Raw genomic sequence first — 25,085 nt, forward strand, 5'->3', positions numbered from 1 at the left:
GCACCGTGAGCCCGGCGGCCGCGAGGGCGAACCGAGTGGGGCGGGCGGGCGCGGTCGGGTCGTCCAGGAGGAGGTCGCCCGTGCCGCGCCCCGCCGAGACTCCGGCCGGCGAGACGGGAGCGATCCGCCCCGCATCCGGTCCGTCGTCCGACAGGATGCTCAGTTCAGGCCCGGGGGCGCGTCGGGCCGGGCCTGCGCCGGCCGGACGGACGACGTAGGTGAGGGCGCCGGCTGCGGAACGGCCGCGGCGGAGCGAGCCTGCGGGGAAGCGGCGGCGGACCTCGTCGTCCTGCCGTGCGGGGTCGGCGGGAAGGTCGGAGACGACCCAGACGTCGTCGTCCCCGGACTCGCCCAGGAGGCGCACGGTCCAGGTCATGACGGATCCTCTCGGGGCCGGTGTCCAGGGGCGCCGGGCTGACGCCGCGGCCAGGATGACAGCTGGGGCGATGCGGACGCGACGGGGTGTCCCTCACTGTGGAGAACCTGCCCCGGGAAGACGTCCGATGAACAGTTGTCCACAACTTGGGGAACCCCATGGAACCCATCCGAGTCGGGGAGATAGGTTCGATCACGACATGCGGTGCCGCCGGGGGACGGCGCTTCAAACGGGCACAGAAGGATGCATGGATGCCGTGCGCATACTCGAGGACGAGGTCAGAGAAGTCGTCCGTCGTCAGGGTGTCGATCCGCAACGGGAGGGCGAACGCGTCCGGCTGCTGATCCACGAGGCGGTCTCGGGCTACGAGTCCCGCTCGCTGGTGAGCTCCCTGCCGCCGCTGGACGATGCCGGCCAGGCGAGACAGGACCTCTATGACTGCATCGCCGGTCTCGGACCCCTCCAGCGGCTGATGGACGACCCCGGAGTGGAGGAGATCTGGCTGAACGCCCCCTCACGAGCTGGATCTTTGCTCTTACATTCCGACGACCGTCTTGCCGCACATCCCAGGTCGGGTCGTAGCCCTTCGATAGGATGTACCTGTCAGATGACGCACCCCGCGCCCGGTGGTGCGAAGCGGCCGGGTGAACGGGGTAAGTGGATGGCGTCGAAGCAGCGCAGCCTGGGCAACGCTAAGGCTGCCAAGGACGACGAGTTCTACACGCAGCTCTCCGACATCGAGAAGGAGGTGCGGCACTACAAGAAGCACTTCAAGGACAAGGTCGTCTATCTCAACTGCGACGATCCCCGCGAGTCCGAGTTCTTCCACTACTTCAGCTACAACTTCGAAAAGCTCGGCCTGAAGAAGCTCATCGCCGCCTGCTACAAGAGCCAGGACATCGACCTGTTCTCCACCGAGGACAGCGAACAGGCCGTCTATCTCGAGTACACCGGTGACAAGGATGGCGACCGGATCCCAGGGCGCGACGAGATCGAGGTGCAGCCTTTCAGGGGGGACGGAGATTTCCGATCGCCAGAAAGCGTCGGACTGCTCCAGCAGGCGGACATCGTTGTTACCAACCCTCCGTTCAGCTTGTTCCGCGAGTACATCGCCCAGCTCATCAAGTACGACAAGAAGTTCCTCGTCATCGGGAACATGAATGCCGTGACATACAAGGAGATCTGGCCGCACGTCGAGCAGAATCGCATATGGCTTGGCGTCACTCGAGCCGGCACGGGTCAGATGTGGTTCCGCATCAATGATGACTTTCCAGTCAAATCCGGACAGCGAACTGACGAGAACGGTCAGCGCTGGCAGACCATCGGCAGTTCGGCGTGGTTTACCAACCTCGATCACACCAAGCGACACGAAGATCTGATCCTGTACAAGAAGTACGACCCGGCGCTCTATCCCGCGTATGACAACTACGACGCCATAGAGGTCAGCAAGGCGGTCGATATTCCAATGGACTTCGGGGGCATTATGGGGGTGCCCATCACCTTCCTCGGAAAGCACAATCCGGATCAGTTCGACATAGTGGGGACCACTGAGTCGAATGATCCTGATAATCCGCACCGAACCCGCTGGTACTCGTCGCAAGAATGTCGAGAGGCATACTTCGAAAGGTTTGGAAAGCCTGGTGTCTATGACCTCAACGCCGCCGCAGTGGTGGACGGAGAGAAGAAGTTCAAGCGCATTCTCATTCGTCGCAAGGGGGCGGACAAATGAAGATCGAGCTTCAGCGCATCAAGGTCCGCGACTTGATCGAGGGCTATGAAGACAACGACGAGCTGGGCGTCCGCGCTTACGGGGGCAAGCTCGACGTGCGTCCGCCTTACCAGCGGGAGTTCGTCTATAAGGACAAGCAGCGTGACGCCGTCCTGGAGACGCTGCGCCGGGACTTCCCTTTGAACGTCATGTACTGGGCCGTGATCGATGAGCCAGGCGACGATGGCGTCGAGTACGAGATCATCGATGGCCAGCAGCGAACCATCTCGATTTGCCAGTACGTCGAGGGTGACTTCTCCATCGAGATCGATGGTCACCAGCTCGCCTTCCACAACCTTCAGAGCGACCAGCAAGACCAGATCCTCGACTATGAGCTCATGGTCTACCTCTGCGAGGGCACCGATTCCGAGAAGCTCGATTGGTTCAAGACGATCAACATCGCCGGCGAGAAACTCACAGACCAGGAGCTCCGTAACGCCGTCTACCACGGGCCATGGGTGACCGCTGCCAAGAAGTACTTCAGCAAAAACGGCTGCCCTGCCTACGGCATCGCCTCGGACTACATGTCCGGAACGCCAATTCGCCAGGACTACCTAGAGACGGCCATCGAGTGGTTCAACGACGGCAAGATCGACGAATACATGGCTGCCCACCAGCACGACAAGAATGCCAACGAGCTGTGGCTGTACTTCAAGGGCGTCATCGACTGGGTTGAGACGACGTTCCCCAAGAAGCGTGCGCCGATGAAGTCGGTCAAGTGGGGCCCGCTGCACAAGGAGTTCAAGGGTGGCAGTTACGATCCTGCCGATCTGGAGCTGCGGATCGCCGAGCTCATGGGCGACGTCGACGTCAAGAACAAGCGCGGGATCTACGAGTTCGTCCTCGGTGGCGAGGTCGAGACCAAGCTGCTTGAAGTTCGTGTCTTCGATGAGAGGACCAAGCTGGCTGCCTACGAGAAGCAGACCAAACAGGCAGAGGACACGGGAGTCTCGAACTGCCCTATCTGCGCCAGCGGCACGAACAACAACGCCACGCGCATCTACAGCTACGGTGAGATGGACGCGGACCACGTCACGGCATGGTCAAAGCATGGACCCACCAATCTCGGAAACTGCGAGATGCTCTGCGTTCCCCACAACCGCTCCAAGGGCAACAGGTAGCACTGTGGCGGACGCGGCAGAGGCCACCCAGAGAAACGCGATCAGCGTCGAGGTCTCCCGGATCCACGAGAGCGCCATCTACTCGGCCCAGGGGCAGCTGGAGGCGGCGAAGTTCTGGCGGGGGTTGCATTGGACGCTCGGTGCTCTCGCCGCAGCCTTGAGCACCGCCGCTGCTGTGATCACGTTCGCTGCAGCGGGGCAGGTGGCGTCCGGGGTCTTGGCTGTTCTGGCGGCGATCACCGCTGCATTGATGACCGGTGCCCGCCCTGACAGACTCGCAGAGCGTGCCCAGAGCAGCGGAAACGACTACACCCGTCTTCGCAACGATGTCCGCCGCTTGCGCGACATTCAGGTGCCTATGGATGCTCTACCTGAGCTTCGCAACGCCCTCGCACAGCTTGCTGAACGGGAGTCCGATCTGAACCACGCCGCCGATCCGATCCCGCGTCTGGCATATCTGCTCGCCAAGCGGAACATCGAACGTGATGGCGGACAGCGATTCAAGGTCGATGCTGCATGACCGAAGCAACAGCGCAATCGACGCTGGCGTCCATCATCAAGGCCATGACGCCCGACGAGGACGCACGAGTCGCAGCTGCCAGCCATCGGTCTTCCATCGAGGCGTGGCTTGAGTCGGATCTCAAGATCGTCCGGATGCGCGAGACCGGCTCGTGGCACCACGGCACCGCCATCAGCAATAGCAGCGACGTCGACTACTTCGTGACGATGCCAGGGCTCAGGCCGACGAAGTCTTGGGATGCGTTGGAGCAGCTACGGGCATCGTTGGCTCGGGGGCTGCCAGATTGCCTAGTCCGTATCGATCGTCCAGCAGTTCGGATCACCTACTTCGACGGCACGCCCGCAGTGGAGATTACGCCGGCCTACTTCAGGGAAACCGACGACTACGACATCCCCGATCCCAGCGGAACCGGCTGGATCCGCAGTAACCCTGCCGTCCACCTTGACTATGTGAACAAGGCTCAGAAGGCGACCGACGGCCGGACAAAGAGCTTGATCCGCCTCGTGAAGACCTGGAAAGCCTGGAACTCGGTCCCGCTCTCCTCGTTCTATTTGGAGATGCGTACGGCTCAATACGCGCTGAGCAACACGATCATCATCTACGACTGGGACTTGAGGGACTTCTTCAAGGGTCTTACGGGCGATGGCCTTCGCGATATGAATGACCCCACCAACTACGGGCGTCGCATCGTGACCGGGACGAGCAGCTTGGCCGAGTCCATCATGGCGAAGTACGCAATTGAAGAGGCGGCACGCCTAGCTGCGCTGGCGAAGGACGCCTCCGACGCGGACGATCATGCCAGCGCCGTTGCCCACTACATCCGGCTGTTCAATGTGCAGGCATGAATCGCTCCGCTTCGGATAGGACGCATCCTCGCCCATTGGGCTCTTGTGTGCACGAAGGGGGCGGAAGGTAATGACGCGTACGAAGCTCTTCATGGCGTCGGCGGCTAGGGCGTGTCTGACAATCGTTTGGACCACGCGATCACCGCGTTCAGCACCACGGCGGCCCGGTAGACGGTGGAGTACTTGTCATACCGGGTTGCCAGCCCGCGCCACTGCTTGAGTTGTGCGTACTGGCGCTCGATGACGTTGCGGCCCTTGTAGGCGGCCGCGTCAAGGCCCACGGGCCTACCACCGCGGGGGCCGCGGCGTCTGCGATGGCCCTACTGGTCGGCCGGCTCGGGGATGACCGCCTTGATCCGGCGGGCACGCAGGTGGGCGCGGATCGCCCGTGATGAGTACGCCTTGTCGCCCAGGAGCGCGTCCGGGCGGGTCCGGGGCCGGCCCACCGGGCGGGCCACGTGCAGCTGCCCCAGCAACGGCAGCAGCATGGGCGAGTCTCCTGCTTGGCCGGCGGTGATCAGGCTGACCAGCGGCAGCCCGGCCCCGTCCACGAGCTGATGGATCTTCGTGCTCAGCCCGCCGCGAGAACGTCCGATGCCGTGATCGGCCGGCTCTTCACGCGGATTCTTGTAGTTCGATCCATCCCCCTGTGTGGCGGGTGGTGTTCGTGGCGTGCTGGTGAGCGCGGGCGATCGTGGAGTCCACCGAGACCGACCAGTCCACCAAGCCCTGCGCGTCAGCGGCGGCGGTCAGCTTTGTCAGCACCGTGTCCCAGGTGCCCTCGGCCGCCATCCGGCGGTGCCAGGTCCACACGGTCTGCCAGGGCCCGTAGACCTCGGGCAGATCCCTCCAGGCAATCCCGCACCGGTACCGGTAGATGATTGCCTCCACCATCGTGCGGGCATCCGAGAACGGCCGGCCCTGCCGACCGGTCTGGGTCGGGAGCATCGGGGCGATCAGTTCCCATTGGGTATCGGAGAGCATCTGGAAACGAGACATGCCTTTCAGGGTGTCAGCCGGCCCCTGGACTCATTGTCAGACACGCCCTAGAGTGAACCCTCCGTGAGAGCATGGCGGGCATGGGCCTCTTCGATTCCGTCTCCCGTGCTCTGGGAAGCCTCCGCCCGCTCTCCGACCAGGAGCTCGAGGACGAGCGCGAGGCCCTGAGGGAGCAGTACGTGTCGTCCGGGGACGTGGACAAGGCCACTGCTCTCTACAACGAGTTGCATCGCTATGACGAAGAGATGACCCGTCGTGCGAACGAGGCGTACGACCGCGAGAACCTGAACCCGCCCGAACCGCGGCGGCGGGAGCACGGCTGGTATCTGCCGAACGACGACTGAACGCTCGATCGCCATTGGCTCGCGCCGGCAGCCTCGAGACTTCCGGCAACGTAACGCAGCCCCAGCGGTTTCTCTGCTGGGGCTGTTCTCGTTGCTGTGGCGACGCGAGCCAGCAGCGCTGTCTCTCAGGCCGCCAGGACCTCCGAGCCGCGGGAGGCCCGCGCTGCGTCCTGCGTGCTGGGCTTGAGTGCTACAGCCAGCCGGTCGCGCAACTCGTCGGTGAAATCGGGCCTGGCGTCCAGGAACCTGGAGATGGACGCCTGCAGGTGCGTTGCGGGAGTGGTGGTGTCTCGGATGGCAGTGCTCTGCACGGAATGCTCCTCATGATGAGGAGTGCTTCGTGCGGCGACCCCGCGTCTGGGCCTTCACGGGACAATCGTCCCGGAGCCGGGGGCTGTACCGGCTCGGCCTGCTGCCTCTTCGTGCAGCGACACTCAAGTGATTAGTTCGAGAACGACTCTAGCGCCTGCTCCCACTCCACCCGGATCCCTTCGTAGGGATTTGCGCCAGCGGCTGAAAATGCGCCGGGGCCGATCTTGTCGATGTCAATCCGCAGGCCGGCCGTGTCGATCAGCACCTTGAGCACCGCCCGCTTCTCGACGACGGTCGCGTTTTCCCATGCGTCGCCGGCGTTGGTGCCAGCGAACTCCTCGAGGCCCAGCGCCGGCCTGGCAGAGCGCAACTGCGCCTGCTGGTCCTCCAGCTGCGCCAATAGCCGCGCGTTCTGCCGGTCGAACTGTGCCTGGGTGATCTTCCGGTCGATCCACTGGTCCGAGACCAGCGCCATCTGCGCCTCGATCTCCTCGACCCGCACCAGCGCTTCATCTGCGGCTTTCTGGTTCCCTCCCAGCACCCGCACGCCTTCTGCCTCCAGCAGCGCGACGATGTGCCGCTCGACGAACTCGTCCACGACATCCATCCGGCGCGTGACGCCATGGCAGCCGGCATGCGGGCAGGTGTACTTGGCCGGATACACCCGCTGCCTGCTCGGCGACCTGCTGCCGTCGACGCGGCCGGACCGCCTGATCGTGGGCGAGGTCCGCGAGGCTGAGGCGCTCGACATGCTCGTCGCCTTGAACTCGGGTCTGGCGGGCATGTGCACGATCCATGCCAACTCGGCCTCCGACGCCCTCACCAAGCTGTGCACCCTGCCCCTGCTCGCCGGGGAGAACGTTTGTTACAGGGGGTGCAGTGACTATGACAGAAATCCCTGGTCGCGCGCCCGATGTGTCAGATCCCGAAACCGCCGTTGCTTGTCGAGTTCGCCCGCGCGCATATCCGCTGGCGGCGTGACATCTCTTCGTCGGGCATCGACGTGGGCCAGTTGCAGCTCGCCCGACGGCCTTGCGCCCTTCGTGCTCACCGGGCGCGTGCGGTCCGTCCTGCAACGCCGCGCGTATATCCAATGCAAGGCCGACTGAACTTCCCTCCCAACACGAGAGACCCCCGGCACCAGGCGGGGCCGGGGGTCTCTCGTCTTGGCCGACTCAGCGGCGGTACAGGTACACGGTGCGGGGCGTAGCCGCCGCCTGGCGGATGGCCCGTCGAGTCGCACTCCCCTGGTAGATCTGCATGCCGAACGAGGCGCCACCGATGATGGCGTCGCGTCGGGCCTGCGCTGCAGCGTGACGCTCTGCCTGGGCTGCCTGCGCGTCGAGCCTGGCTGCCATGTCCTGACGGTGAAGGATGGTCTCATACTCACGGATGGCCTCGGACAGGGTGTCTGCCCGGCGGTCGCGGACCAGCTCATGCAGAACCGCGACGACGTCGCCGGACATGTACCGGTGCGGGAACCAGTCGTCGAATCCGCCCTGCGTATATGCGGCGTTGAGCGCCTGGATCTGCTCACGCACCGGCCGCAGCTCGGGTTCGGCCGTGCTGATGGCGTGCGTGCGCATCTGTTCGTTGCGCTCTGCGATCGAGGCGTTCACTTCGGGCAGACGCTTCTCACGGATGGCGATGGCCAGGATGGGCGCCAGGATCAGGCCGGCCGCCAGCAGTGGGAGCGTGAAGTCTGCGGGCTCGATGTGCGTGATCGCCGGGACAAGCAACAGTAGGTCGATCATCGCGCCGACGGCGATCAGGATGCTCGACAGAACCCGGGCGCTACCTGCACTATGGGTCATCCAGTAGGCGCCCAGTGCTATGGCGACCACGCCGATCCCGAGCATTCGATACAGCGCGGAGCCGAAGTCTCCACCGAAGCCGAGCACGAGCACAACGACGGCCGCTAGCGCCATGGCCAGAAGAGGCTTCGGCAGAGGCTTTCGTTGCTCCTGCAGTCGACCCATGCGGGATTGCACGATCTGGCGGTACCTGGCGTGTTGCGTGTCCAGGTTGCGGAGGATGTCCCGTAGATATTCGAGGGAATCCCTGAGCTCGGCGCCTTGGGGCGTGTAGGTGTAGGACATGGCAGCCTTTCGATAGGACTGAAACTGGGCACGCTAAAGCAGGCGCATGCAGCGGGAGACGTGAGGGAGACTCTCACACTTCTATGAACGGAATATGTCTAAGGGCCGAACGGAAAGTGACGATCGTCGACAGTAGTCGTCGTTGGGGTTGTAGTGAGCGCAAGCTGTGTACGAACTTCGCCTGGGAGAACTTCCGTTACGGGGGGCGCAGGAGCAACACCGGACGACGGCGCCGACGACCTCGTGGTCGGCGTGGCGGCCGGGCAGCGGGCGTTCGCGGAGATTGCCCAGGCCCTCGAGCGGTGGCGCTGAGATCGGGCGCATCATCGGCGCGGTCATGATGCTTCGCTGGTGGGCGCGGGAGGAATCGTACGGCGCGGGAGGAACCGGACACGGCGCGGGAGGAACCGGACACGGCAACGCCCCCGCGTCGAGGAGGACTCCCGAGGCGGGGGCGCGCTGCTCATTCCCGAGCGGACCTCACCACATGCCGAGGACCTTCATCCAGGCGCCGCCCACCACGGTCCAGATGACGATGTTCACGAGGCTCGCCAGGAAGCCCACTCGGAACCATTCCTTGGTGGGCACGTAGCCGGAGCCGTACACCACGCCCGCGGGGCCGGAGGAGTAGTGGGCCAGGCCGCCGAAGAGGTTGCCGATGAAGCCGAAGGCGAGGGCAGCGAAGACCGGCGGGGTGCCGGCGGCCACCGCGGCGGTCAGGAACACGGCGTACATCGCCACGATCTGCGCCGTGTTGGACGCGAACAGGTAGTGCACGTAGAAGTACACGAGGGCCAGCAGCGCGAAGGCCACGTACCACGGCAGGCCGCCGACCGCGCCGGAGACGGAGCGGCCGATCCAGTCGATCACGCCCAGCTCGTTCAGGTGTGTCGCCATGCCCACGAGCACGCCGAAGAAGACGAGCGTGGACCACGCGCCGCCGTTGGCGGCCATGTCCTTCCAGGTGAGCACCTTGGTGACGAGCAGGGCGGCGACGCCCACGAACGCCACCGCGGTGGCGTTGAGGTCCAGCAGGGAGCCGAGGACCCACATCAGCAGCAGCGCGACGAACGTGCCCGCCATGATCACTTCGCCGCGGCTCATGGGGCCGGCCTGGTGCAGCTGCTCGCGGGCGCGTCCAGGGGCATCCGGGGTCTTCGTCAGCTCCGGCGGGTAGATCTTGGTCATCGCCCACGGCATCACGGCGAGCGCCACGAGGCCCGGCACGATCGCGGCCAGCGCCCACGAGCCCCACGTGATCTGCACGCCGTTGTCCGCCGCGAACTTGGCGGCCAGCGGGTTGCCGGCCATGGCGGTGAGGAACATGGCCGAGGTGATCGTGTTCACCTGCACCGCGGTCATCGAGAGGTAGGCGCCGAGACGGCGCCGGGACTCCGGCGTGTCCGGGGTGGAGCCCTGCACGCGGGCCAGGGAGGAGATGATCGGGAAGACGACGCCGCCAGCGCGCGCCGTGTTGGACGGCGTCGCCGGGGCGAGGATCAGGTCCGTGACGGCCATGCCGTAGCTCAGGCCCAGGCTGGACTTGCCCAGCTTGGTGACGAACCACAGCGCGATGCGCCGGCCCAGGCCCGTGAGCAGGAAGCCGTCGGCGATGAAGAACGCCGCCACGATCAGCCACACGGCGCTGTTGCCGAAGCCCGTGAGCGCCTCCTTGCCGGGGTCCATGGTGCCCGTGATCATGGCCGCCGCCAGCCCCACCAGGGCGACGGACGCCGTCGGGAGCGGCTGGAGGATGAGCGCCAGGATGGTGCCGAGGAAGATGCCGGCCATGTGCATGCCGCGCGGGTCCACGCCCTCGGGCGGCGGAATCAGCCACACGGCCACGGTCACCAGCAGGATCGCCAGGACCTTCAGGATCATCCCCGTGGACGACGGCGGCGCCGCCGCGGGAGGCGCTGTTCCGGCGCCCGCGCCCTTCTCGGTGACAGAGCCGTTCGGGGCGGCGGCGGACGGGGAAACGGAAGAAGCCATGCGGCTCATCCCCTCACGGAGTTGACGCGGATGTGCGGGTTCTGACACGGACAAATCTACTCTCGGCGGGGATCTCCGAGGCGCTCCCGGCACCCGGTGAGACCAGGCTCACCGGGTGCCGGGTGCCGGGTGCGGGCGCTCGGCCGGTCAGTCGTCGCGGCCGCCGCGCAGCCGCGCGCGCACGGCCTCCCGGTTCACCGCGCTGATGGCGGAGAGCGGGATGTCGGCCGGGCACACCTGGGCGCACTCGCCGTACACGGAGCAGGGGCCGAACTCGGCGTCCGCCGTCGCGGTGATGCTCAGCGCGCGGCGGCCGCGCTCCGGCTGGCCCTGGGGGAGCGTGGCGAGGTGCTCCAGCAGCGATCCGGTGAAGAGGTGCGAGGACCCGTTGGGACAGGCGGCCACGCACGCGCCGCACTGGATGCACGCCGCGAAGTCGAGCGCCTTCTCGGCGGTGCGGAAGGGGATCTGGCGCGCGTCCGCGTCCGGCGCGGTGCCGACGTCGACTCCCACGAAGCCGCCCGAGGCCACCACGCGGTCCAGGGCGCCGCGGTCCACCACCAGGTCGCGCTGCACCGGGAAGGCGTCGGACCGGAACGGCTCGAGGCGGATGCGGTCGCCGTCCCGGTAGGAGCGCAGGTGCTGGCGGCAGGACGGCGTGTTGGCCACGGGCCCGTGCGGGCGCTCGTCCACGGTGATGCCGCACGCGCCGCAGATGCCCTCGCGGCAGTCCGAGTCGAACGCCACCGGTTCGAGGCCCTCCTCCACGAGCTGCTCGTTGACGCGGTCCAGCAGTTCGAGCAGGGACATCTCCTCGGTGGCGTCCTCCACCACGTACGTCTCGAAGCGTCCCTCGGCGGCGGGGGAGTCCTGCCGCCAGATCTCCAGGGTCAGTCTCATGGTGCGTCCGTCCTCACCGGTAGTCGCGGGTCTGCAGCTTCACCGTGGTGAAGTCGAGGGGTTCGATGTGACGCACCGGCTCGCCGGGGTGCACGTCGTCGTCGCCGGGCACGTGCTCCCAGGCGGAGACGAAGCGCCAGGCGTCGTCGTCGCGCAGTGCCTCGCCCTCGGGGGTCTGGTGCTCCTCGCGGAAGTGGGCGCCGCAGGACTCCTCGCGGTCCAGGGCGTCCCGGCACATGAGCTCGCCCATGTCCAGGAAGTCGGCCACGCGCCCGGCGCGCTCGAGCTCCTGGTTGAGCTGCTCGCCCGTGCCGGGCACGCGCAGGTCGGTCCAGAACTGCTCGCGCAGCGCGCGGATCCGCCGCAGTGCCTCGGCCAGGCCCGCAGCCGTGCGGCTCACGCCGCAGCCTTCGTAGAGGATCTCGCCGAGCTCGGCGTGGAAGTGGTCCGCGGAGTGCGTGCCGCGGATCTCCAGCAGGCGCCGGGTCCGGTCCTGCACCCCCGCGACGGCGTCGCGCACCGCGGGCGCGTCCGCGTCCAGGAGCGGCTCGTGGAGGTGGTCCGCGAGGAAGTTCGGCACGGCGTAGGGGAGGGTGAACCAGCCGTCCACGCACGCCGAGAGCAGGGAGTTCGCGCCGAGGCGGTTGGCCCCGTGATAGGCCCAGCCGGCCTCGCCGCCCACGAACAGGCCGGGGACGGACGTCATCAGGTCGTAGTCGCTCCAGAGCCCGCCCATCGCGAAGTGGGCGCCGGGAGCGATGCGCATGGGCACGGTGTACGGGTCCTCGCCGGTGGCGTCGCGGTACATCTCGAACAGGTTGCCGTAGCGCTCCTTGATGGTCTCCACGCCCAGACGCTCGATCGCATCCCGGAAGTCGAGGTACACGCTGTTCCTCAGGGGGCCCACGCCGTGGCCGGCGATGATCTGCTCGCGCGCGGCGCGGGAGGAGATGTCGCGCGGGGCGAGGTTGCCGTAGGCCGGGTACTTGCGCTCGAGGTAGTAGTCGCGCTCGCCCTCGGGGATCTCGTTCGCCGGGCGGTCGTCCCCGGCGCGGGCGGGCACCCAGATGCGGCCGTCGTTGCGCAGGGACTCGCTCATGAGCGTGGTCTTGGACTGCCAGCGCGAGCTCACCGGCAGCGCGGTGGGGTGGAACTGGATGAAGGACGGCGAGGCGAACAGTGCTCCGCGCCGGTGTGCGCGCCAGGCGGCCGTCACGTTCGAGTTCTTGGCGAGTGTGGACTGGCGGAACACGCTCCCGTAGCCGCCCGTGGCCAGCACCACGGCGTGGGCGGTCTGCGCCTCGACCTCGCCCGTGAGCAGGTTGCGGACGACGACGCCCCGCGCCCGGCCGTCCTCCACGATCAGGTCGAGCATCTCGCGGCGCGTGCGCAGCTCCACCGTCCCGGCGGCCACCTGGCGCAGGAGGGCCTTGGTGGCGGAGACCTCCATCTGCTGGCCGGTCTGCCCACGGGTGTAGTACGTGCGGGAGACCTGCACGCCGCCGAAGGAGCGCGTGCGCAGCTGACCGCCGTACTCGCGGGCGAAGGGCGCACCGAGGGCGTCGGCATGGTCGATCACACGGACGGACTCCTCGGCCAGGCGGAAGCAGTCGGCCTCGCGGGCGCGGAAGTCACCGCCCTTGACGGTGTCCTTCACGAAGCGCCCGAGCGAGTCGTTGTCCACCTTGCGGCCGCGCGCGGCGTTGATGCCGCCCTGTGCGGCCACGGAGTGGGCGCGACGCGGGGAGTCGTGGATCGTGTAGTTCACGACGTGGTAGCCCAGCTCGCCGAGCGCCGCGGCGCAGCCGGCCCCGGCCAGGCCGGTGCCCACCACGACCACGGTGAACCTGCGGCGGTTCAGCGGGCTGACCAGCTTGTACTCGAGCTTGCGCCGGGTCCAGGCGGTGGCCGGGTCGCCGTCGGGGGCGCGGCCGTCGAGGACGAAGGGGGCGGCGGGGGCAGTGGTGGGCGGGGCCGCGGGTCGGGTGGCCTCCCGCGAGGAGAGGTCGACGGTGTGGTCGGCGGCGCGGCTGCTCATGCGAGGGCTCCCGTCAGGACGGCGAGGGGGATGGTGATGTTGCCGATCGCGATCACGAGGCCGAGCACCAGGGCGATCAGCTTCAGGACGCGCCAGAAGCGGGGTCCGCCGGCGATGCCGAGGTCCGCCACCATGGCCACGATCCCGTGGATGAGGTGCGCCGCGAGGGCCAGCATGGCCAGGATGTAGACGAGCGAGGCGGGCCAGCGGCTGAAGCTGGCGATCACGTTGGCATAGGCGCTGCTCGCTTCGGGCGTCGCGGCCTGGAACACGTCGGGCGCCGCGGGCCGGGCCCCCAGCGTCAGGTCGAGCACGTGGAAGACCAGGAAGAGGAGCAGCACGACGCCCGTGGTGGGCATCGCGCGCGTCAGCCACGAGCCGGGCCGGATCCTTCTCCGCGGGTGCGGGCCCCGAGCGCGCCGGGCCCGGATCACGATCAGCGCGGCGGCCCACACGTGGCCGATGAGGCACAGGAGGAGGAACGCCCGCAGGATCCAGAGCAGGCCCTCGTGGGGGAGGACGGGCTCGAACGCGGCGCGCAGCCAGTGGGCGTAGGCGTTGAAGTGCTCGGCGCCCTGGTAGACCTTCAGGTTGCCGATCATGTGCACGAACACGAACGCGGTGAAGACGGCACCCGTGAGGGCCATGACCACCTTCAGCAGGGCGTTCGAGGGGCCGTGGCGGACCGGGGTCGCGCGGACCCCGGGGCCCTTCGGCGCAGCGGCGGGACGGCGGACGGTGGACTGTGCCATGGCGACTCCCGGCGGTTCGGTGACTGCCCTGTGAGTCTATGCCCGCTGACCTGGGCGGGATCGTCCGTGACCGGGCCGCCGACGTCGCCCCACCCCCGCCCCACCCCGCGCGGTAGACTCGCCCCACCATGGCTGACACTGACTTCTCCGCAGAGATCGACGCTCTGCGCCACACCCTCGCCTCCATCGAGCAGGTCTCGGATGTCGAGCGCATCAAGGCGGACATCGATACCCTCGAGGCCCAGGCCTCCGCGCCGGACCTCTGGGACGATCCCGAGGCGGCCCAGAAGGTGACCTCCAAGCTCTCCCACCGCCAGGCGGACCTCAAGCGCATCACCTCGCTCGCGGACCGCATCGGGGACCTGGAGAGCCTCGTGGAGCTGGCCACCGAGGAGGGCGAGCCGGACCTGCTGGTGGAGGCGGACGAAGAGCTCGTCGGCATCCGCAAGACCCTCGATGAGCTCGAGGTCGTCACGCTGCTCAGCGGCGAGTACGACCAGCGCGACGCCGTGATCACCATCCGCGCCGGCGCCGGCGGCGTGGACGCCGCCGACTTCGCCGAGACCCTCATGCGCATGTACCTGCGCTGGGCCGAGCAGAAGGGCTGGTCCACCAAGGTCATGGACACCGCCTACGCGGAGGAGGCGGGCCTGAAGTCCGTGACCTTCGAGGTCAACGCGCCCTTCGCGTTCGGCACCCTCTCCGTGGAGGCCGGCACGCACCGCCTGGTGCGCATCAGCCCCTTCGACAACCAGGGCCGCCGCCAGACCTCCTTCGCCGCCGTCGAGGTCGTGCCGCTCATCGAGTCGGACGACTCCATCGAGATCCCCGAGTCCGAGATCAAGGTGGACGTGTTCCGCTCCTCGGGCCCCGGCGGCCAGTCCGTGAACACCACGGACTCTGCTGTTCGCATGACGCACATCCCCACGGGCATCGTCGTCTCCATGCAGAACGAGAAGTCCCAGATCCAGAACCGCGCCGCCGCCCTGCGCGTCCTCCAGTCCCGCCTGCTCCTGCAGCGCAAGGCCGAGGAGAACGCGAAGAAGAAGGAGATGGCCGGCGACGTGAAGGCGTCCTGGGGCGACCAGATGCGCTCCTACGTGCTGAACCCGTACCAGATGGTCAAGGATCTGCGCACGGGCCACGAGGAGGGCAACCCCGCCTCCGTGTTCGACGGTCAGATCACCGACTTCATCGACGCCGGCATCCGCTGGCGCGCCGAGCAGGCCCAGATCGCCCGCGACGAGGCCGAGCAGGCCTGATCCCTCCCGGGGCGCCTCACCCCCGGGTCCCGACGCCGGCCCGCACCTTCCGCAGCGAAGGTGCGGGCCGGCGTCGTCGTCGGGGAGCCGATGCCGGACGCGGCTGGCCCGAACATGACCTGCGCCATACACTGGCGGTGATCTCAGTTCATCGCCATTCACTGAGCCCGCGACGCCGGGCCCGCCCCCGCTGGAGGATCCTGATGACCACCGAGCACCCCGCCCCGCAGCCCGCCGACGCCGTGATCGTGGGCGGCGCCCGCACCCCGTTCACCCGCCTGCTCGGCGGCCAGGCCTCCCTGACCGCCATGGACCTCGGCGCCCACGCGATCAGGCACGCGCTCGAGCGGGCCGGCGTCGGCGCGGACGAGGTGGACACCGTCATCATGGGCCAGGTCGTCCAGGCCGGGCAGGGGCAGAACCCCGCGCGCCAGTCCTCGCTCGCCGCGGGCCTGCCCTGGACGGTCCCCGCCATGACCGTCAACAAGGTCTGCCTCTCCGGCCTCACCGCGATCATCGACGCCGCACGCCTCATCCGCCTCGGCGACGCCGACGTCGTGGTGGCCGGCGGCCAGGAGTCCATGACCAACGCCCCGCACCTGCTGCCCAAGGCGCGCGCCGGCTACAAGTACGGCGAGGTCACCGTGCTCGACTCCGTGGCCTACGACGGCCTCACGGACGCCCTGACCAAGGAGGCCATGGGCGAGCTGACCGAGTCCGGCAACGGCGAGCGAGGCCTCGACCGGGCGGCCCAGGACGAGATCGCGGCCGGGTCCCACCAGCGTGCCGCCGCCGCGCAGGCCGACGGCGTCTTCGAGGGCGAGATCGCCCCGATCGAGATCCCGCAGCGCAAGGGCGAGCCGGTGGTGGTCTCCGCGGACGAGGGCGTCCGCGCCGACACCACCGCCGAGACTCTGGCGAAGCTCCGCCCCGCCTTCGCGAAGGAGGGCACCATCACCGCCGGCAACGCGTCGCCGCTCTCGGACGGCGCCGCCGCCGTCGTCGTGACCTCCCGCGCCTACGCCGAGGAGCACGGCCTGACGATCCTCGCCACCATCGGGGCCCCCGGCCAGACCGCGGGCCCGAAGGACTCCCAGCTGCACTCCCAGCCCTCGGACGCGATCTCCGCGGCACTGGCCAAGCAGGGCTGGGAGGCCTCCGACCTCGACTTCATCGAGATCAACGAGGCGTTCGCCGCGGTGTCTCTGCAGTCGCTCAAGGACCTGGACTACTCCGCCGAGCAGTGCAACATCCACGGCGGCGCGATCGCCCTGGGTCACCCCATCGGCGCCTCCGGCGCCCGCCTGGCCCTGCACGCCGCCCTCGAGCTGGACCGCCGCGGCTCCGGCCGCACCGCCGTGGCCCTGTGCGGCGGCGGCGGTCAGGGCGAGGCCCTCATCCTGTTCCGCTGACGCGGCACCGCCACGACCCGTCCCGCCCACGAAGGAGTCCCATGGCCCTCGACAAGACCGTCGCCACCCCGGCCGAGGCGGTGGCGGACATCCCGTCCGGCGCCTCGCTCGCCGTCGGCGGGTTCGGCCTCTCCGGCAACCCCATCCAGCTCGTCGAGGCCCTCCTCGAGCAGGGCGCCGACGACCTCTCCGTCGTCTCGAACAACTGCGGCGTCGACGGCTGGGGGCTGGGGGTCCTGCTCTCGGCGCAGCGCATCCGCAAGATGACCAGCTCGTACGTGGGGGAGAACAAGGAGTTCGCCCGCCAGTACCTCGAGGGCGAGCTTGAGGTGGAGCTCGTGCCGCAGGGCACCCTCGCGGAGAAGCTGCGCGCCGGCGGCTCCGGCATCCCGGCGTTCTACACCCGCTCGGGCGTGGGCACGCAGGTCGCCGAGGGCGGCCTGCCCATGCGCTACGACGCCGAGGGGAACGTGGTGAAGGCCTCGGAGGCCAAGCCGACGGACACGTTCGTGCTGGGGGAGCAGTACGTCAGCGTCGATCCGGCCGAGCGCCAGGTCTACGTGCTCGAGGAGTCCATCGTCACGGACGTCGCGCTCGTGCACGCGAAGAAGGGGGACCGGCACGGCAACCTCGTCTTCAACAAGGCCGCCCGCCAGTTCTCCGTGCCCGCCGCGATGGCCGGGCGCGTGTGCATCGCACAGGTGGAGGAGCTCGTGGAGCCCGGGGAGATCGACCCGGACGAGGTCCACCTGCCGGGAGTGTTCGTGCACCGGATCGTGGAGGTCGGCACGGACATCGAGAAGCCGATCGAGAAGCGCACCGTGCGCCAGGCCCCGGCCGAGGCCCAGGAGGAGACCCGATGACCGAGCAGACCACCCCGGCCCAGCAGTCCGCCCCCCAGGGCCTCACCCGGGACCAGATGGCCGCCCGTGCCGCGCAGGAGCTGCCGGACGGCGCCTACGTGAACCTCGGCATCGGCATGCCCACGCTCATCCCGAACCACATCCCCGAGGGTCGCACCGTGGTGCTGCAGTCGGAGAACGGGATCCTCGGCGTCGGCCCGTACCCGGACGAGGCCCACGTGGACCCGGACCTCATCAACGCCGGCAAGGAGACCGTCACGGTGAGCCCGGGCGCGTCCTTCTTCGACTCCGCGATGAGCTTCGGCATGATCCGCGGCGGCAAGATCGACGTCGCCGTGCTGGGCGGCATGGAGGTCTCCGCCGCCGGCGACCTGGCCAACTGGATGGTGCCGGGCAAGATGGTCAAGGGCATGGGCGGCGCGATGGACCTCGTCCACGGCGCCGGCCGCGTGATCGTCATGATGGACCACGTCTCCAAGGACGGCACGCCCAAGATCGTCGCGCAGTGCTCGCTGCCGCGGACCGGCCGGGCGGTCGTGGACCGCATCATCACCGACCTCGCGGTGATCGACGTCGTCGGCACCCCGGAGCAGCCCGAGCTCACGCTCGTGGAGACCGCTCCCGGCGTGACCGAGGAGCAGGTCCGCGCGCTCACCGGCGCGCCGCTGGGCTGAGCCGCCTGTAGCATGGACGGTCGCGCCCGTTCCGGGCGCGACCGTCGTCGTCGGAAGGACGCGACCAGGCGAGAGGAGTGGAACCATGGGAAAGAACGCGAAGGGGAAGCCCGCCAAGCAGCCGGCCCCCGGCGAGCGCATGGTGATCGCCTCCAACCGCAAGGCCCGGCACGACTACACCATCCTCGACACCTACGAGGCCGGCTTGGTCCTGACCGGCACAGAGGTGAAGTCGCTGCGCGAGGGCAAGGCGTCCCTGGTGGACGGGTTCGCCGTGTTCTACCGGGACGAGCTGTTCCTGGAGCAGGTGTACATCCCCGAGTACCTCAACGGCTCGTGGACCAACCACGCCGCCCGCCGGCGCCGCAAGCTCCTCCTGCACCGTGCGGAGCTGATCAAGATCAGCCGTGAGATCCAGGAGTCGGGCCTGACCATCGTGCCGCTGCAGCTGTACTTCCTGGACGGCCGGGTCAAGGTGGAGATCGGGATCGCGCGCGGCAACCGGGAGTACGACAAGCGCCACGTGCTGCGCGAGAAGCAGGACGCCCGCGAGGCGCAGCGCGCCATGCGGGCCCGCAACCGCCGCGCGGCCTGAGCGGAGGCGGCCGGCACCCGGACGGCCGACACCCGGGCGCGCGCGAGGCCCCCTTGCGGGAATGATCCCCGCCCGTGGTACGTTGTCCATCTCGCAGGCCCGTTCAGGCGGGTTCGCGCGAGTGGTGATTGACAACCTCATAGAGGAGTCGCCCCCAGGGGCCGATCGGTTTCGACGGTGTGTGTCGCGTCGGGAGAAGCGGGCCGAGGATGCAGAGTCATCTCGTCAACGCTCTCTGCACAACAATAAGTGCCACTTCTAAGCGCACTGACTTCGCTCTCGCTGCCTGATCAGTGATCGAGTCCGTCATCCCGGGATCGCTGTCGTCCCGGACCATGGCGTCAGCTAGATAGCCACTGGGCATCACCCTCGCCGGGGGTCGTGATGCCGACATCAATCCGGCTGGGCCCGGGTTGTCCGCCCGTCTGCGGGACGGACAGGGCCGAGCAACACCCATAGCAGACTGCGCCCGGAGAAGACCTGGCAACACCACATCGGACGCGGGTTCAATTCCCGCCGGCTCCACTCACCACAGGCGAAGGCCCCGAGACATGTGTCTCGGGGCCTTCGTGCGTTCCGGGGTCGCCGTCCCTCGCCGACGGGTCTCAGCCCAGCGCGGCGGACAGGGCGTGTCCCGCACCCCAGCCCCCGATGACGGCCGCCAGCCCCAGCCCGAGGTGGGCCGCCCAGGTCCGGACAGCCTCGCCCCAGCGGGAGGCCAGGACGGCGTCGGCGGTCCACCCGGCCACCGTGGACCACGTGCCGAGGGCGAGGCAGAAGCCGCTCACGAGGGCCGCGCCGAGGAGCACGGCCGCGCCCAGGAGGTGACGCTCGACGAGCAGGTTCGCCGTGGGCAGGCCCATCGAGAGGCCGAGCACGAGGGCGGCCAGGGTGTTGGCCACGAGGAGGCCGCGCCGGGAGAGATGCCGTTCGAGCACCAGGCGCAGAGGCGCGCCGAGGGCTCCTCCGAGGGCCAGCGCCGCCAAGCCCAGTGCCGAGTAGAGCACGGCCTCGGCCGGTGAGGGAGCCGTCATGCCGCACCTGCTCCACGGTCCGGCGCGGGCGCGCCGCCCAGCCGGAGCCCGAGGACGGCGGCTGCCGTCGAGAGCGTTGCCAGCAGGACGAGGACCACCAGCACGGGGCCCAGGAGGGCGGCGGCGCCCAGTGCGCCGTCGATGCCGGAGGGCACGGCGCTGACGGCGTCCATGCCCCACTGGAGGGGACCGATCACGAGCGCCACGGCCGAGGCGATCGTGGTGAAGGACCCGAGGAACCCGGTGCCGAGCCCGGCCACGAGGCGGGGCCGCCACTGTGGGCCCGCGCGCCGCGAGCGGGCCCACAGCAGGCCCAGCAGGAACGAGCCGGACACGTTCACCGCGAGCAGCGGCGCTGCGGAGGAGAGCGTGTGCACCAGGGCGCCCGTCGGGCCGGCCACGCTCAGGCCGGAGGGGCCGGCCGCGGCCGTGGCCACCCACGCCGTGGTCGCGGAGCTCAGCGCCGCGCCGCACGCCGCGCCCGCGGATCCGCCGAGCGCGACGGCGGGGAGCACGCTGCGCGGCCCGTCCGGCTCCGCCACGCGCCGGGCGGTCATGCGTGCGTGGTCCCGTCCTCGGCGCCCCACGGGCCGTCGTCGTCGGCCAGGCGCAGCCGCGCCAGGACCTCGTCATGCAGCAGCCCGTTGGTCACGAGCGCGTTGCCGCCGAAGGGACCGTCCTCGCCCTCGAGGGAGGTGAAGCGGCCGCCAGCCTCGCGCACGATCGGCACGAGCGCGGCCATGTCGTGCAGCGCGAGCTCGGGCTCGGCCGCGATGTCCACCGCGCCCTCGGCCACGAGCATGTAGGACCAGAAGTCGCCGAAGCCGCGCACGCGCCACACGTCCGAGGTCAGCTGGAGGAACTCGCGGATGGACCCGCGCTCGCGCCAGCCCTCGAGGGAGGAGAAGGAGAGCGAGGCGTCGGAGAGCCGGTCCACGGAGGAGGCGTGGATGCGCTCGGAGCGCATGAGCGAGGTGCCCGTGAAGGCGCCCTGCCCGGAGGCGGCCCACCAGCGGCGGTGCAGCGCGGGGGCGGACACGACGCCGACCACCGGCTCGCCGTCCACCAGCAGGGAGATCAGGGTGGCCCACACGGGCACGCCGCGCACGAAGTTCTTCGTGCCGTCGATCGGGTCCACGACCCACTGGCGCCCGACCCGACTGAAGCGGCCGCCGAACTCCTCGCCGAGCACGGTGTCCCGCGCACGGGCCTTCGCCAGGGTGGCGCGGATGGACTCCTCGGCGGCGCGGTCCGCGTCCGAGACGGGGGTGAGGTCCGGCTTGGTGCTGACCTGGAGGTCCTGGGCCTTGAAGCGGGCCATGGTGATCGAGTCCACGTTGTCGGCCAGCATGTGGGCCAGGCGCAGGTCCTCCGTGAGGTCCCGCCCGTTCGTCTGTCCGGTGCTCTCCATGGGTGCCACGCTATACCGCCTCAGTCCTCGGAGGAGGCGGAGGTCTCGCCCTCGGCCGTGGACCGGTTGCCGAGCAGGCGCCGCAGCGAGGCCAGTCGCGCCGGACCCGCCGCGCCCGCGTGTCCGGCGGCGACCCACGGGTCGAGGCCGCAGCCGGGGGAGTCCGCGCCGTGCGTGCACCCGCGGGAACAGTCCTCGAGGCCGCCGGCGAGGTCGCCGAACGCCTCCACCACGCGGTCCGGGTCCACCCAGCCGAGGCCGAACGAGCGGATGCCGGGGGTGTCCACCACCCACGTGTCGGGCAGGGGGGCGCCGTGGGCGTCGGTGAGGGGGAGGGCCAGCGCGGAGGAGGAGGTGTGCCGGCCCCGGCCCGTGACCGCGTTGACGTGCCCCGTGGCGCGCGTGGCGCCGGTGAGGGCGTTGAGCAGCGTGGACTTGCCCACGCCGGACGGGCCCACGAACGCGGCGACGTGGCCCTCGAGCCGCTGGGCCACGCGGTCCACGAGGCTCCCGTCCAGCTCGGTGTCCCCGGTCTCCGCCTCGAAGGTCGAGGCGCCGGAGGTCATGACCTCGAGGTCGAGGGACTCGTAGTGCGCCACGAGCTCGGCCGGATCCCGCAGGTCCGTCTTGGTGATGAGCAGGACGGGGTGGATGCCGGCGTCGTAGCAGGCCACGAGGGCGCGGTCGATGAAGCCGGTGCGCGGCTCCGGATTGGCCGCGGCCACCATGATCATCAGGGTGTCGGCGTTGGCCACCACCACGCGCTCCACCTCGTCCGAGTCGTCGGCCGAGCGGCGCAGCACCGTGCCCCGGTCCTCCACGCGCACCACGCGGGCCAGCGTGCCGTCGTCGCCGGAGAGGTCCCCCACGACGGCGACCCGGTCGCCGGTGGCGATCGGGGTGCGCCGCAGCTCGCGGGCGCGCATCGCGGTGATCCGCTCGTCGAGGCGGTCCGGGAGCACCACGGTGTACCGGCCGCGGTCGACCGTCGTCACCATGCCGGTCTGCGCGTCCTCGTGCGCGGGCCGCTCCTTCGTGCGCGGTCGAGTGCCGCGCTTGGAGGGACGCTCGCGGATGTCCGCCTCGTCCCACGCCGTGGGGTCCAGCCGCCGTCCCATCAGGCCTCCTCCCCGCCCACGAGCGCCGCCCACAGGGCGGGGAAGCCCGGCATGGTCTTCGCGGTGGTGGCCACGTCGTGCACGCGCGTGCCCGGCACCCGCAGCCCGATGACGGCGGCGAACGTCGCCATCCGGTGGTCGTGGTAGGTCTCGGCGAGCGCAGGCCTCAGGGACCCCGACGCGTCCAGGCCGGGGAAGCCCAGCTCGTCCGCGCCCTCCTCGACCTCGACGCCGAAGCGGGCGGCCTCCGCGGCGAGGGCCGCGAGCCGGTCCGTCTCGTGCCCGCGCAGATGGGCGATGCCCGTCAGGCGCGTCGGGCCCTCCGCCAGCAGCGCCAGCGCCGCGACCGTCGGCGCCAGCTCGGCGGTGTCCGGGACCTCGCCGGCCCCGGTCACGCGCGGCGCCCCGTCCTCTCCGACGCCGCCGGTGACCGTGAGCGCGCCCTGCGAGCGGTCCTCGCTCCCGACCTCGAAGGCCACGTCGGCCCCGAACGCGGGGAGGATGCAGCGCCAGCGGTCGCCGAGCTGCGTGGTGCCCGTGGGCCAGTCGGGCACCGTCACGGTCCCCCCGGTCACGACGGCGGCGGCCAGGAACGGGCCCGCGTTCGACAGGTCCGGCTCGACGACGGCGGTGAAGCCCGCCAGCGGACCGGGGTGTACGCGCCACACCCCCGCGGCGGGGATGTCGACGCGGACGCCGCGCTCGCGCAGCACGGCCACGGTCATGGAGACGTGCTCCGGGCTGGGCACGCGGGAGCCCGTGTGCCGGACGGTCAGACCGCCCGGGCGGCGCACGGCGGAGAGCAGGAGGCCGGAGAGGAACTGCGAGGACCCGGCGGCGTCCACGGCGACCTCCTCCGGGGCGGCGGCCGCGGCCGTCGTGTCCAGCACCAGCGGGAGCCGGCCCGGCTCCCCGGCCTCGGTCACCCCCACGCCGAGCTGGCGCAGGCCGTCCACGAGCGGGCCCATGGGCCGCTCGCGGGCGCCCGGGTCCCCGTCGAGGACGACGCGTCCGGGGCGCAGCGCGGCCACCGCCGGGAGGAAGCGCATGACCGTTCCGGCCAGGCCGCAGTCCACGTGCACCTCGCCCGCGAGGGGCTCGCCCACGGGCAGGGGGTGTACGAGCAGGACGCCGTCGTCGCCGTCCTCGAAGCGCGCGCCGAGCGCCGTCAGCGCCGCGCGCATGAGGCGGGTGTCCCGGGAGTCCAGCGCGCCGCGCAGCTCCGAGGGCCCGTCCGCGATCGCCGCGAGCACGAGCAGGCGGTTCGTGAGGGACTTGGACCCCGGCAGGCGCACCGTCCCGACCACGGGCCCGGCGGTGGTCGGCGCCGGCCACGGGTCCGGCACGGACGGGGTGGAGGAGGGCGCGCCCGACGGCGCGGAGGGGCGGGGCGGCGTGGGTTCGGTCACCGGCCCAGCCTACCGAGGCGCGCGGGGAACGAGGCGGGGGAATAGGCGTCGCCTCGGGCGCGCTGTACCCGGGCAGCAGAGGCCGGTGCGGGAGAGACCCCGCCGGCACCGCCCGAGCCGGGGAGGAGGCCGCACCCGTGAGCACCGCACTGCTGGCCGCGCCCGCCTCGGCCACACCGACGCCGTCGGCGCCGCGGCCGTCCCCCGTAGACTGGGCGGCGATGAGCACTGAAGACAGCGCGCGCCAGATCGCCCGGCCCGCCGACGCCCCGGAGCACGACCTCGCGAGCATCGACGTCGCCGCCGAGTCCGACCCCGAGCGCCGCGCCCGCTTCGAGCGTGACGCCCTCGAGTTCGTGGACCAGCTGTACTCGGCCGCGATGCGCATGACGCGCAATCCGCAGGACGCCGAGGACCTGGTGCAGGAGGCCTACACGAAGGCGTACTCCTCGTTCCACCAGTACCGGCCCGGCACGAACCTCAAGGCCTGGCTCTACCGCATCCTCACCAACACGTACATCAACCTGTACCGGAAGCGGCAGCGCCAGCCCCTCGAGGCGGACACGGACACGGTGGAGGACTGGCAGATGGCCCGCGCGGCCGAGCACACCTCCACGGGGCTGCGCTCCGCGGAGACCGAGGCGCTCGACCACCTGCCGGACTCGGAGGTCAAGGCGGCGCTGCAGGCCATCCCCGAGGAGTTCCGCCTCGCCGTGTACTTCGCCGATGTGGAGGGCTTCGCCTACAAGGAGATCGCCGAGATCCTCGACGTGCCCATCGGCACGGTGATGTCCCGTCTCCACCGCGGGCGCAAGCAGCTGCGGGAGCGCCTCACGGACTACGCCGCCGAGCGCGGGATGGGTCCCAAGGGCCGCCGGGCGGACACCGAGGCGACGAGCACGAAGGAGGCCACGCGATGACCCAGGACGACGGCGGCCGCGAGTGCCGCGAGGCGGTCGAGCGCCGCATGGAGCAGCTGTACCGCTACCTCGACGGCGCCCTGACGCCGGAGGACTTCGAGCAGGTGCGCGCCCACGTGGACGAGTGCCCCGACTGCCACCGTCAGCAGGAGCTGGAGCTGCTGATCCGCACGGCCGTGCGGCGGTCCTGCCAGGAGAAGGCGCCCGCGCAGCTGCGCGCCACCATCATGACTCGCATCACCCAGGTGACCACCACGCACCACCGGGGCTGACGGCGCAACCCGCCCCCGATGCACGAGAAGGGCCGACCCCGTGGGGGTC

24 protein-coding genes, 1 other RNA gene and 2 pseudogenes are annotated in these 25,085 nt (G+C 69.8%); 14 read left to right on the forward strand and 13 right to left on the reverse strand.

The annotated features are described in order from the left end of the window. Positions 1-623: 623 nt before the first annotated feature. Genes AB0302_RS00465 through AB0302_RS00480 form a run of 4 tightly spaced genes read left to right on the forward strand, consistent with a single transcriptional unit; the run spans position 624 to position 4,630 of the window. Positions 624-2,105: an adenine-specific methyltransferase EcoRI family protein gene (locus AB0302_RS00465; protein ID WP_366370204.1), complete on the forward strand. Its 1,482-nt coding sequence runs from the start codon at positions 624-626 to the stop codon at positions 2,103-2,105. After that, positions 2,102-3,265, forward strand: a complete 1,164-nt coding sequence (locus AB0302_RS00470; protein ID WP_366370205.1) for a DUF262 domain-containing protein — start codon at positions 2,102-2,104, stop codon at positions 3,263-3,265. The genes AB0302_RS00465 and AB0302_RS00470 overlap by 4 nt, the downstream gene beginning before the upstream one ends. Positions 3,266-3,269: 4 nt before the next feature. Next, the gene (locus AB0302_RS00475; protein ID WP_366370206.1) at positions 3,270-3,785 is read left to right on the forward strand and encodes an SLATT domain-containing protein; all 516 of its coding nucleotides are present in this window, start codon (positions 3,270-3,272) and stop codon (positions 3,783-3,785) included. After that, positions 3,782-4,630, forward strand: a complete 849-nt coding sequence (locus AB0302_RS00480) for a nucleotidyltransferase (RefSeq protein ID WP_366370207.1) — start codon at positions 3,782-3,784, stop codon at positions 4,628-4,630. Before AB0302_RS00475 ends, AB0302_RS00480 begins: the two co-directional genes overlap by 4 nt. 104 nt (positions 4,631-4,734) lie before the next feature. On the opposite strand, the pseudogene AB0302_RS00485 reads toward AB0302_RS00480, so the two are convergent. Continuing rightward, positions 4,735-5,629: pseudogene (locus AB0302_RS00485) on the reverse strand (IS5 family transposase). An 80-nt stretch (positions 5,630-5,709) separates the two neighbouring features. On the opposite strand from AB0302_RS00485, the gene AB0302_RS00490 reads away from it, so the two are divergent. Further along, positions 5,710-5,973 (forward strand): hypothetical protein, encoded by a 264-nt coding sequence (locus AB0302_RS00490; RefSeq protein ID WP_366370208.1) that lies wholly within the window; start codon positions 5,710-5,712, stop codon positions 5,971-5,973. A gap of 125 nt (positions 5,974-6,098) precedes the next feature. Here the strand turns inward: AB0302_RS00490 and AB0302_RS00495 are convergent, their stop codons facing one another. After that, entirely contained in the window at positions 6,099-6,284 is a 186-nt protein-coding gene (locus AB0302_RS00495; protein ID WP_366370209.1) for a hypothetical protein, read from the reverse strand. A 131-nt stretch (positions 6,285-6,415) separates the two neighbouring features. After that, positions 6,416-6,883: a hypothetical protein gene (locus tag AB0302_RS00500; RefSeq protein ID WP_366370210.1), complete on the reverse strand. Its 468-nt coding sequence runs from the start codon at positions 6,881-6,883 to the stop codon at positions 6,416-6,418. A gap of 100 nt (positions 6,884-6,983) precedes the next feature. On the opposite strand from AB0302_RS00500, the pseudogene AB0302_RS00505 reads away from it, so the two are divergent. After that, a pseudogene (locus AB0302_RS00505) lies at positions 6,984-7,148 on the forward strand (ATPase, T2SS/T4P/T4SS family); the annotation flags it as partial. 312 nt (positions 7,149-7,460) lie between these two features. On the opposite strand, the gene AB0302_RS00510 reads toward AB0302_RS00505, so the two are convergent. The 5 genes from AB0302_RS00510 to AB0302_RS00530 form a co-directional block, all read right to left on the reverse strand. Next, entirely contained in the window at positions 7,461-8,384 is a 924-nt protein-coding gene (locus AB0302_RS00510; protein WP_366370211.1) for a hypothetical protein, read from the reverse strand. A gap of 480 nt (positions 8,385-8,864) precedes the next feature. Then, on the reverse strand, positions 8,865-10,265 hold the full coding sequence (locus tag AB0302_RS00515; protein ID WP_298713466.1) for an anion permease: 1,401 nt from the start codon (positions 10,263-10,265) through the stop codon (positions 8,865-8,867). Between the two features lie 258 nt (positions 10,266-10,523). Next, a complete protein-coding gene (locus tag AB0302_RS00520) occupies positions 10,524-11,276 on the reverse strand; it encodes a succinate dehydrogenase/fumarate reductase iron-sulfur subunit (RefSeq protein ID WP_366370212.1) in 753 nt (250 codons plus the stop codon). A 13-nt stretch (positions 11,277-11,289) separates the two neighbouring features. After that, a complete protein-coding gene (locus AB0302_RS00525) occupies positions 11,290-13,314 on the reverse strand; it encodes a fumarate reductase/succinate dehydrogenase flavoprotein subunit (protein ID WP_366370213.1) in 2,025 nt (674 codons plus the stop codon). Next, a complete protein-coding gene (locus tag AB0302_RS00530; RefSeq protein ID WP_319074764.1) occupies positions 13,311-14,066 on the reverse strand; it encodes a succinate dehydrogenase cytochrome b subunit in 756 nt (251 codons plus the stop codon). Before AB0302_RS00530 ends, AB0302_RS00525 begins: the two co-directional genes overlap by 4 nt. Before the next feature lie 128 nt (positions 14,067-14,194). On the opposite strand from AB0302_RS00530, the gene prfB reads away from it, so the two are divergent. The 6 genes from prfB to ssrA all read left to right on the forward strand — a co-directional run bounded on the left by prfB (position 14,195) and on the right by ssrA (position 19,400). Next, positions 14,195-15,328, forward strand: coding sequence for a peptide chain release factor 2 (prfB, locus tag AB0302_RS00535; RefSeq protein WP_248115209.1), 1,134 nt, complete (start codon positions 14,195-14,197; stop codon positions 15,326-15,328). Between the two features lie 203 nt (positions 15,329-15,531). Next, positions 15,532-16,740 (forward strand): acetyl-CoA C-acetyltransferase, encoded by a 1,209-nt coding sequence (locus AB0302_RS00540; protein WP_248115208.1) that lies wholly within the window; start codon positions 15,532-15,534, stop codon positions 16,738-16,740. A gap of 41 nt (positions 16,741-16,781) precedes the next feature. Then, positions 16,782-17,603: a CoA transferase subunit A gene (locus tag AB0302_RS00545; protein ID WP_319074767.1), complete on the forward strand. Its 822-nt coding sequence runs from the start codon at positions 16,782-16,784 to the stop codon at positions 17,601-17,603. Further along, a complete protein-coding gene (locus AB0302_RS00550; protein ID WP_366370214.1) occupies positions 17,600-18,277 on the forward strand; it encodes a CoA transferase subunit B in 678 nt (225 codons plus the stop codon). The genes AB0302_RS00545 and AB0302_RS00550 overlap by 4 nt, the downstream gene beginning before the upstream one ends. Before the next feature lie 85 nt (positions 18,278-18,362). Continuing rightward, the gene (gene smpB, locus AB0302_RS00555) at positions 18,363-18,872 is read left to right on the forward strand and encodes an SsrA-binding protein SmpB (protein WP_298712880.1); all 510 of its coding nucleotides are present in this window, start codon (positions 18,363-18,365) and stop codon (positions 18,870-18,872) included. A 157-nt stretch (positions 18,873-19,029) separates the two neighbouring features. Then, positions 19,030-19,400, forward strand: a transfer-messenger RNA (tmRNA) gene (gene ssrA, locus AB0302_RS00560). 77 nt (positions 19,401-19,477) lie between these two features. Here ssrA and AB0302_RS00565 read toward each other — a convergent pair. The 5 genes from AB0302_RS00565 to aroA are packed head-to-tail and all read right to left on the reverse strand — an operon-like array spanning position 19,478 to position 23,844. Continuing rightward, a complete protein-coding gene (locus tag AB0302_RS00565; protein WP_366370215.1) occupies positions 19,478-19,906 on the reverse strand; it encodes a CrcB family protein in 429 nt (142 codons plus the stop codon). Then, positions 19,903-20,463 carry a CrcB family protein gene (locus AB0302_RS00570; RefSeq protein ID WP_366370216.1) on the reverse strand — a complete coding sequence of 187 codons (561 nt, stop codon included), beginning with the start codon at positions 20,461-20,463 and terminating at the stop codon, positions 19,903-19,905. The genes AB0302_RS00565 and AB0302_RS00570 overlap by 4 nt, the downstream gene beginning before the upstream one ends. Continuing rightward, complete coding sequence (hisN, locus tag AB0302_RS00575; protein WP_319074772.1) at positions 20,460-21,317, reverse strand: histidinol-phosphatase; 858 nt, start codon at positions 21,315-21,317, stop codon at positions 20,460-20,462. The genes AB0302_RS00570 and hisN overlap by 4 nt, the downstream gene beginning before the upstream one ends. A gap of 20 nt (positions 21,318-21,337) precedes the next feature. Next, positions 21,338-22,435, reverse strand: coding sequence for a GTPase RsgA (gene rsgA / locus AB0302_RS00580; protein ID WP_298712893.1), 1,098 nt, complete (start codon positions 22,433-22,435; stop codon positions 21,338-21,340). After that, the gene (gene aroA, locus AB0302_RS00585) at positions 22,435-23,844 is read right to left on the reverse strand and encodes a 3-phosphoshikimate 1-carboxyvinyltransferase (protein WP_319074774.1); all 1,410 of its coding nucleotides are present in this window, start codon (positions 23,842-23,844) and stop codon (positions 22,435-22,437) included. The genes rsgA and aroA overlap by 1 nt, the downstream gene beginning before the upstream one ends. A gap of 221 nt (positions 23,845-24,065) precedes the next feature. Between aroA and AB0302_RS00590 the strand changes: the two genes are divergently transcribed. Next, the gene (locus AB0302_RS00590) at positions 24,066-24,764 is read left to right on the forward strand and encodes a sigma-70 family RNA polymerase sigma factor (RefSeq protein WP_366370217.1); all 699 of its coding nucleotides are present in this window, start codon (positions 24,066-24,068) and stop codon (positions 24,762-24,764) included. Continuing rightward, positions 24,761-25,036 (forward strand): mycothiol system anti-sigma-R factor, encoded by a 276-nt coding sequence (gene rsrA / locus AB0302_RS00595; protein ID WP_248115198.1) that lies wholly within the window; start codon positions 24,761-24,763, stop codon positions 25,034-25,036. The genes AB0302_RS00590 and rsrA overlap by 4 nt, the downstream gene beginning before the upstream one ends. Positions 25,037-25,085: the final 49 nt, after the last annotated feature.

Source organism: Micrococcus sp. NPDC078436 (assembly GCF_040702705.1).
Classification (GTDB): domain Bacteria; phylum Actinomycetota; class Actinomycetes; order Actinomycetales; family Micrococcaceae; genus Micrococcus.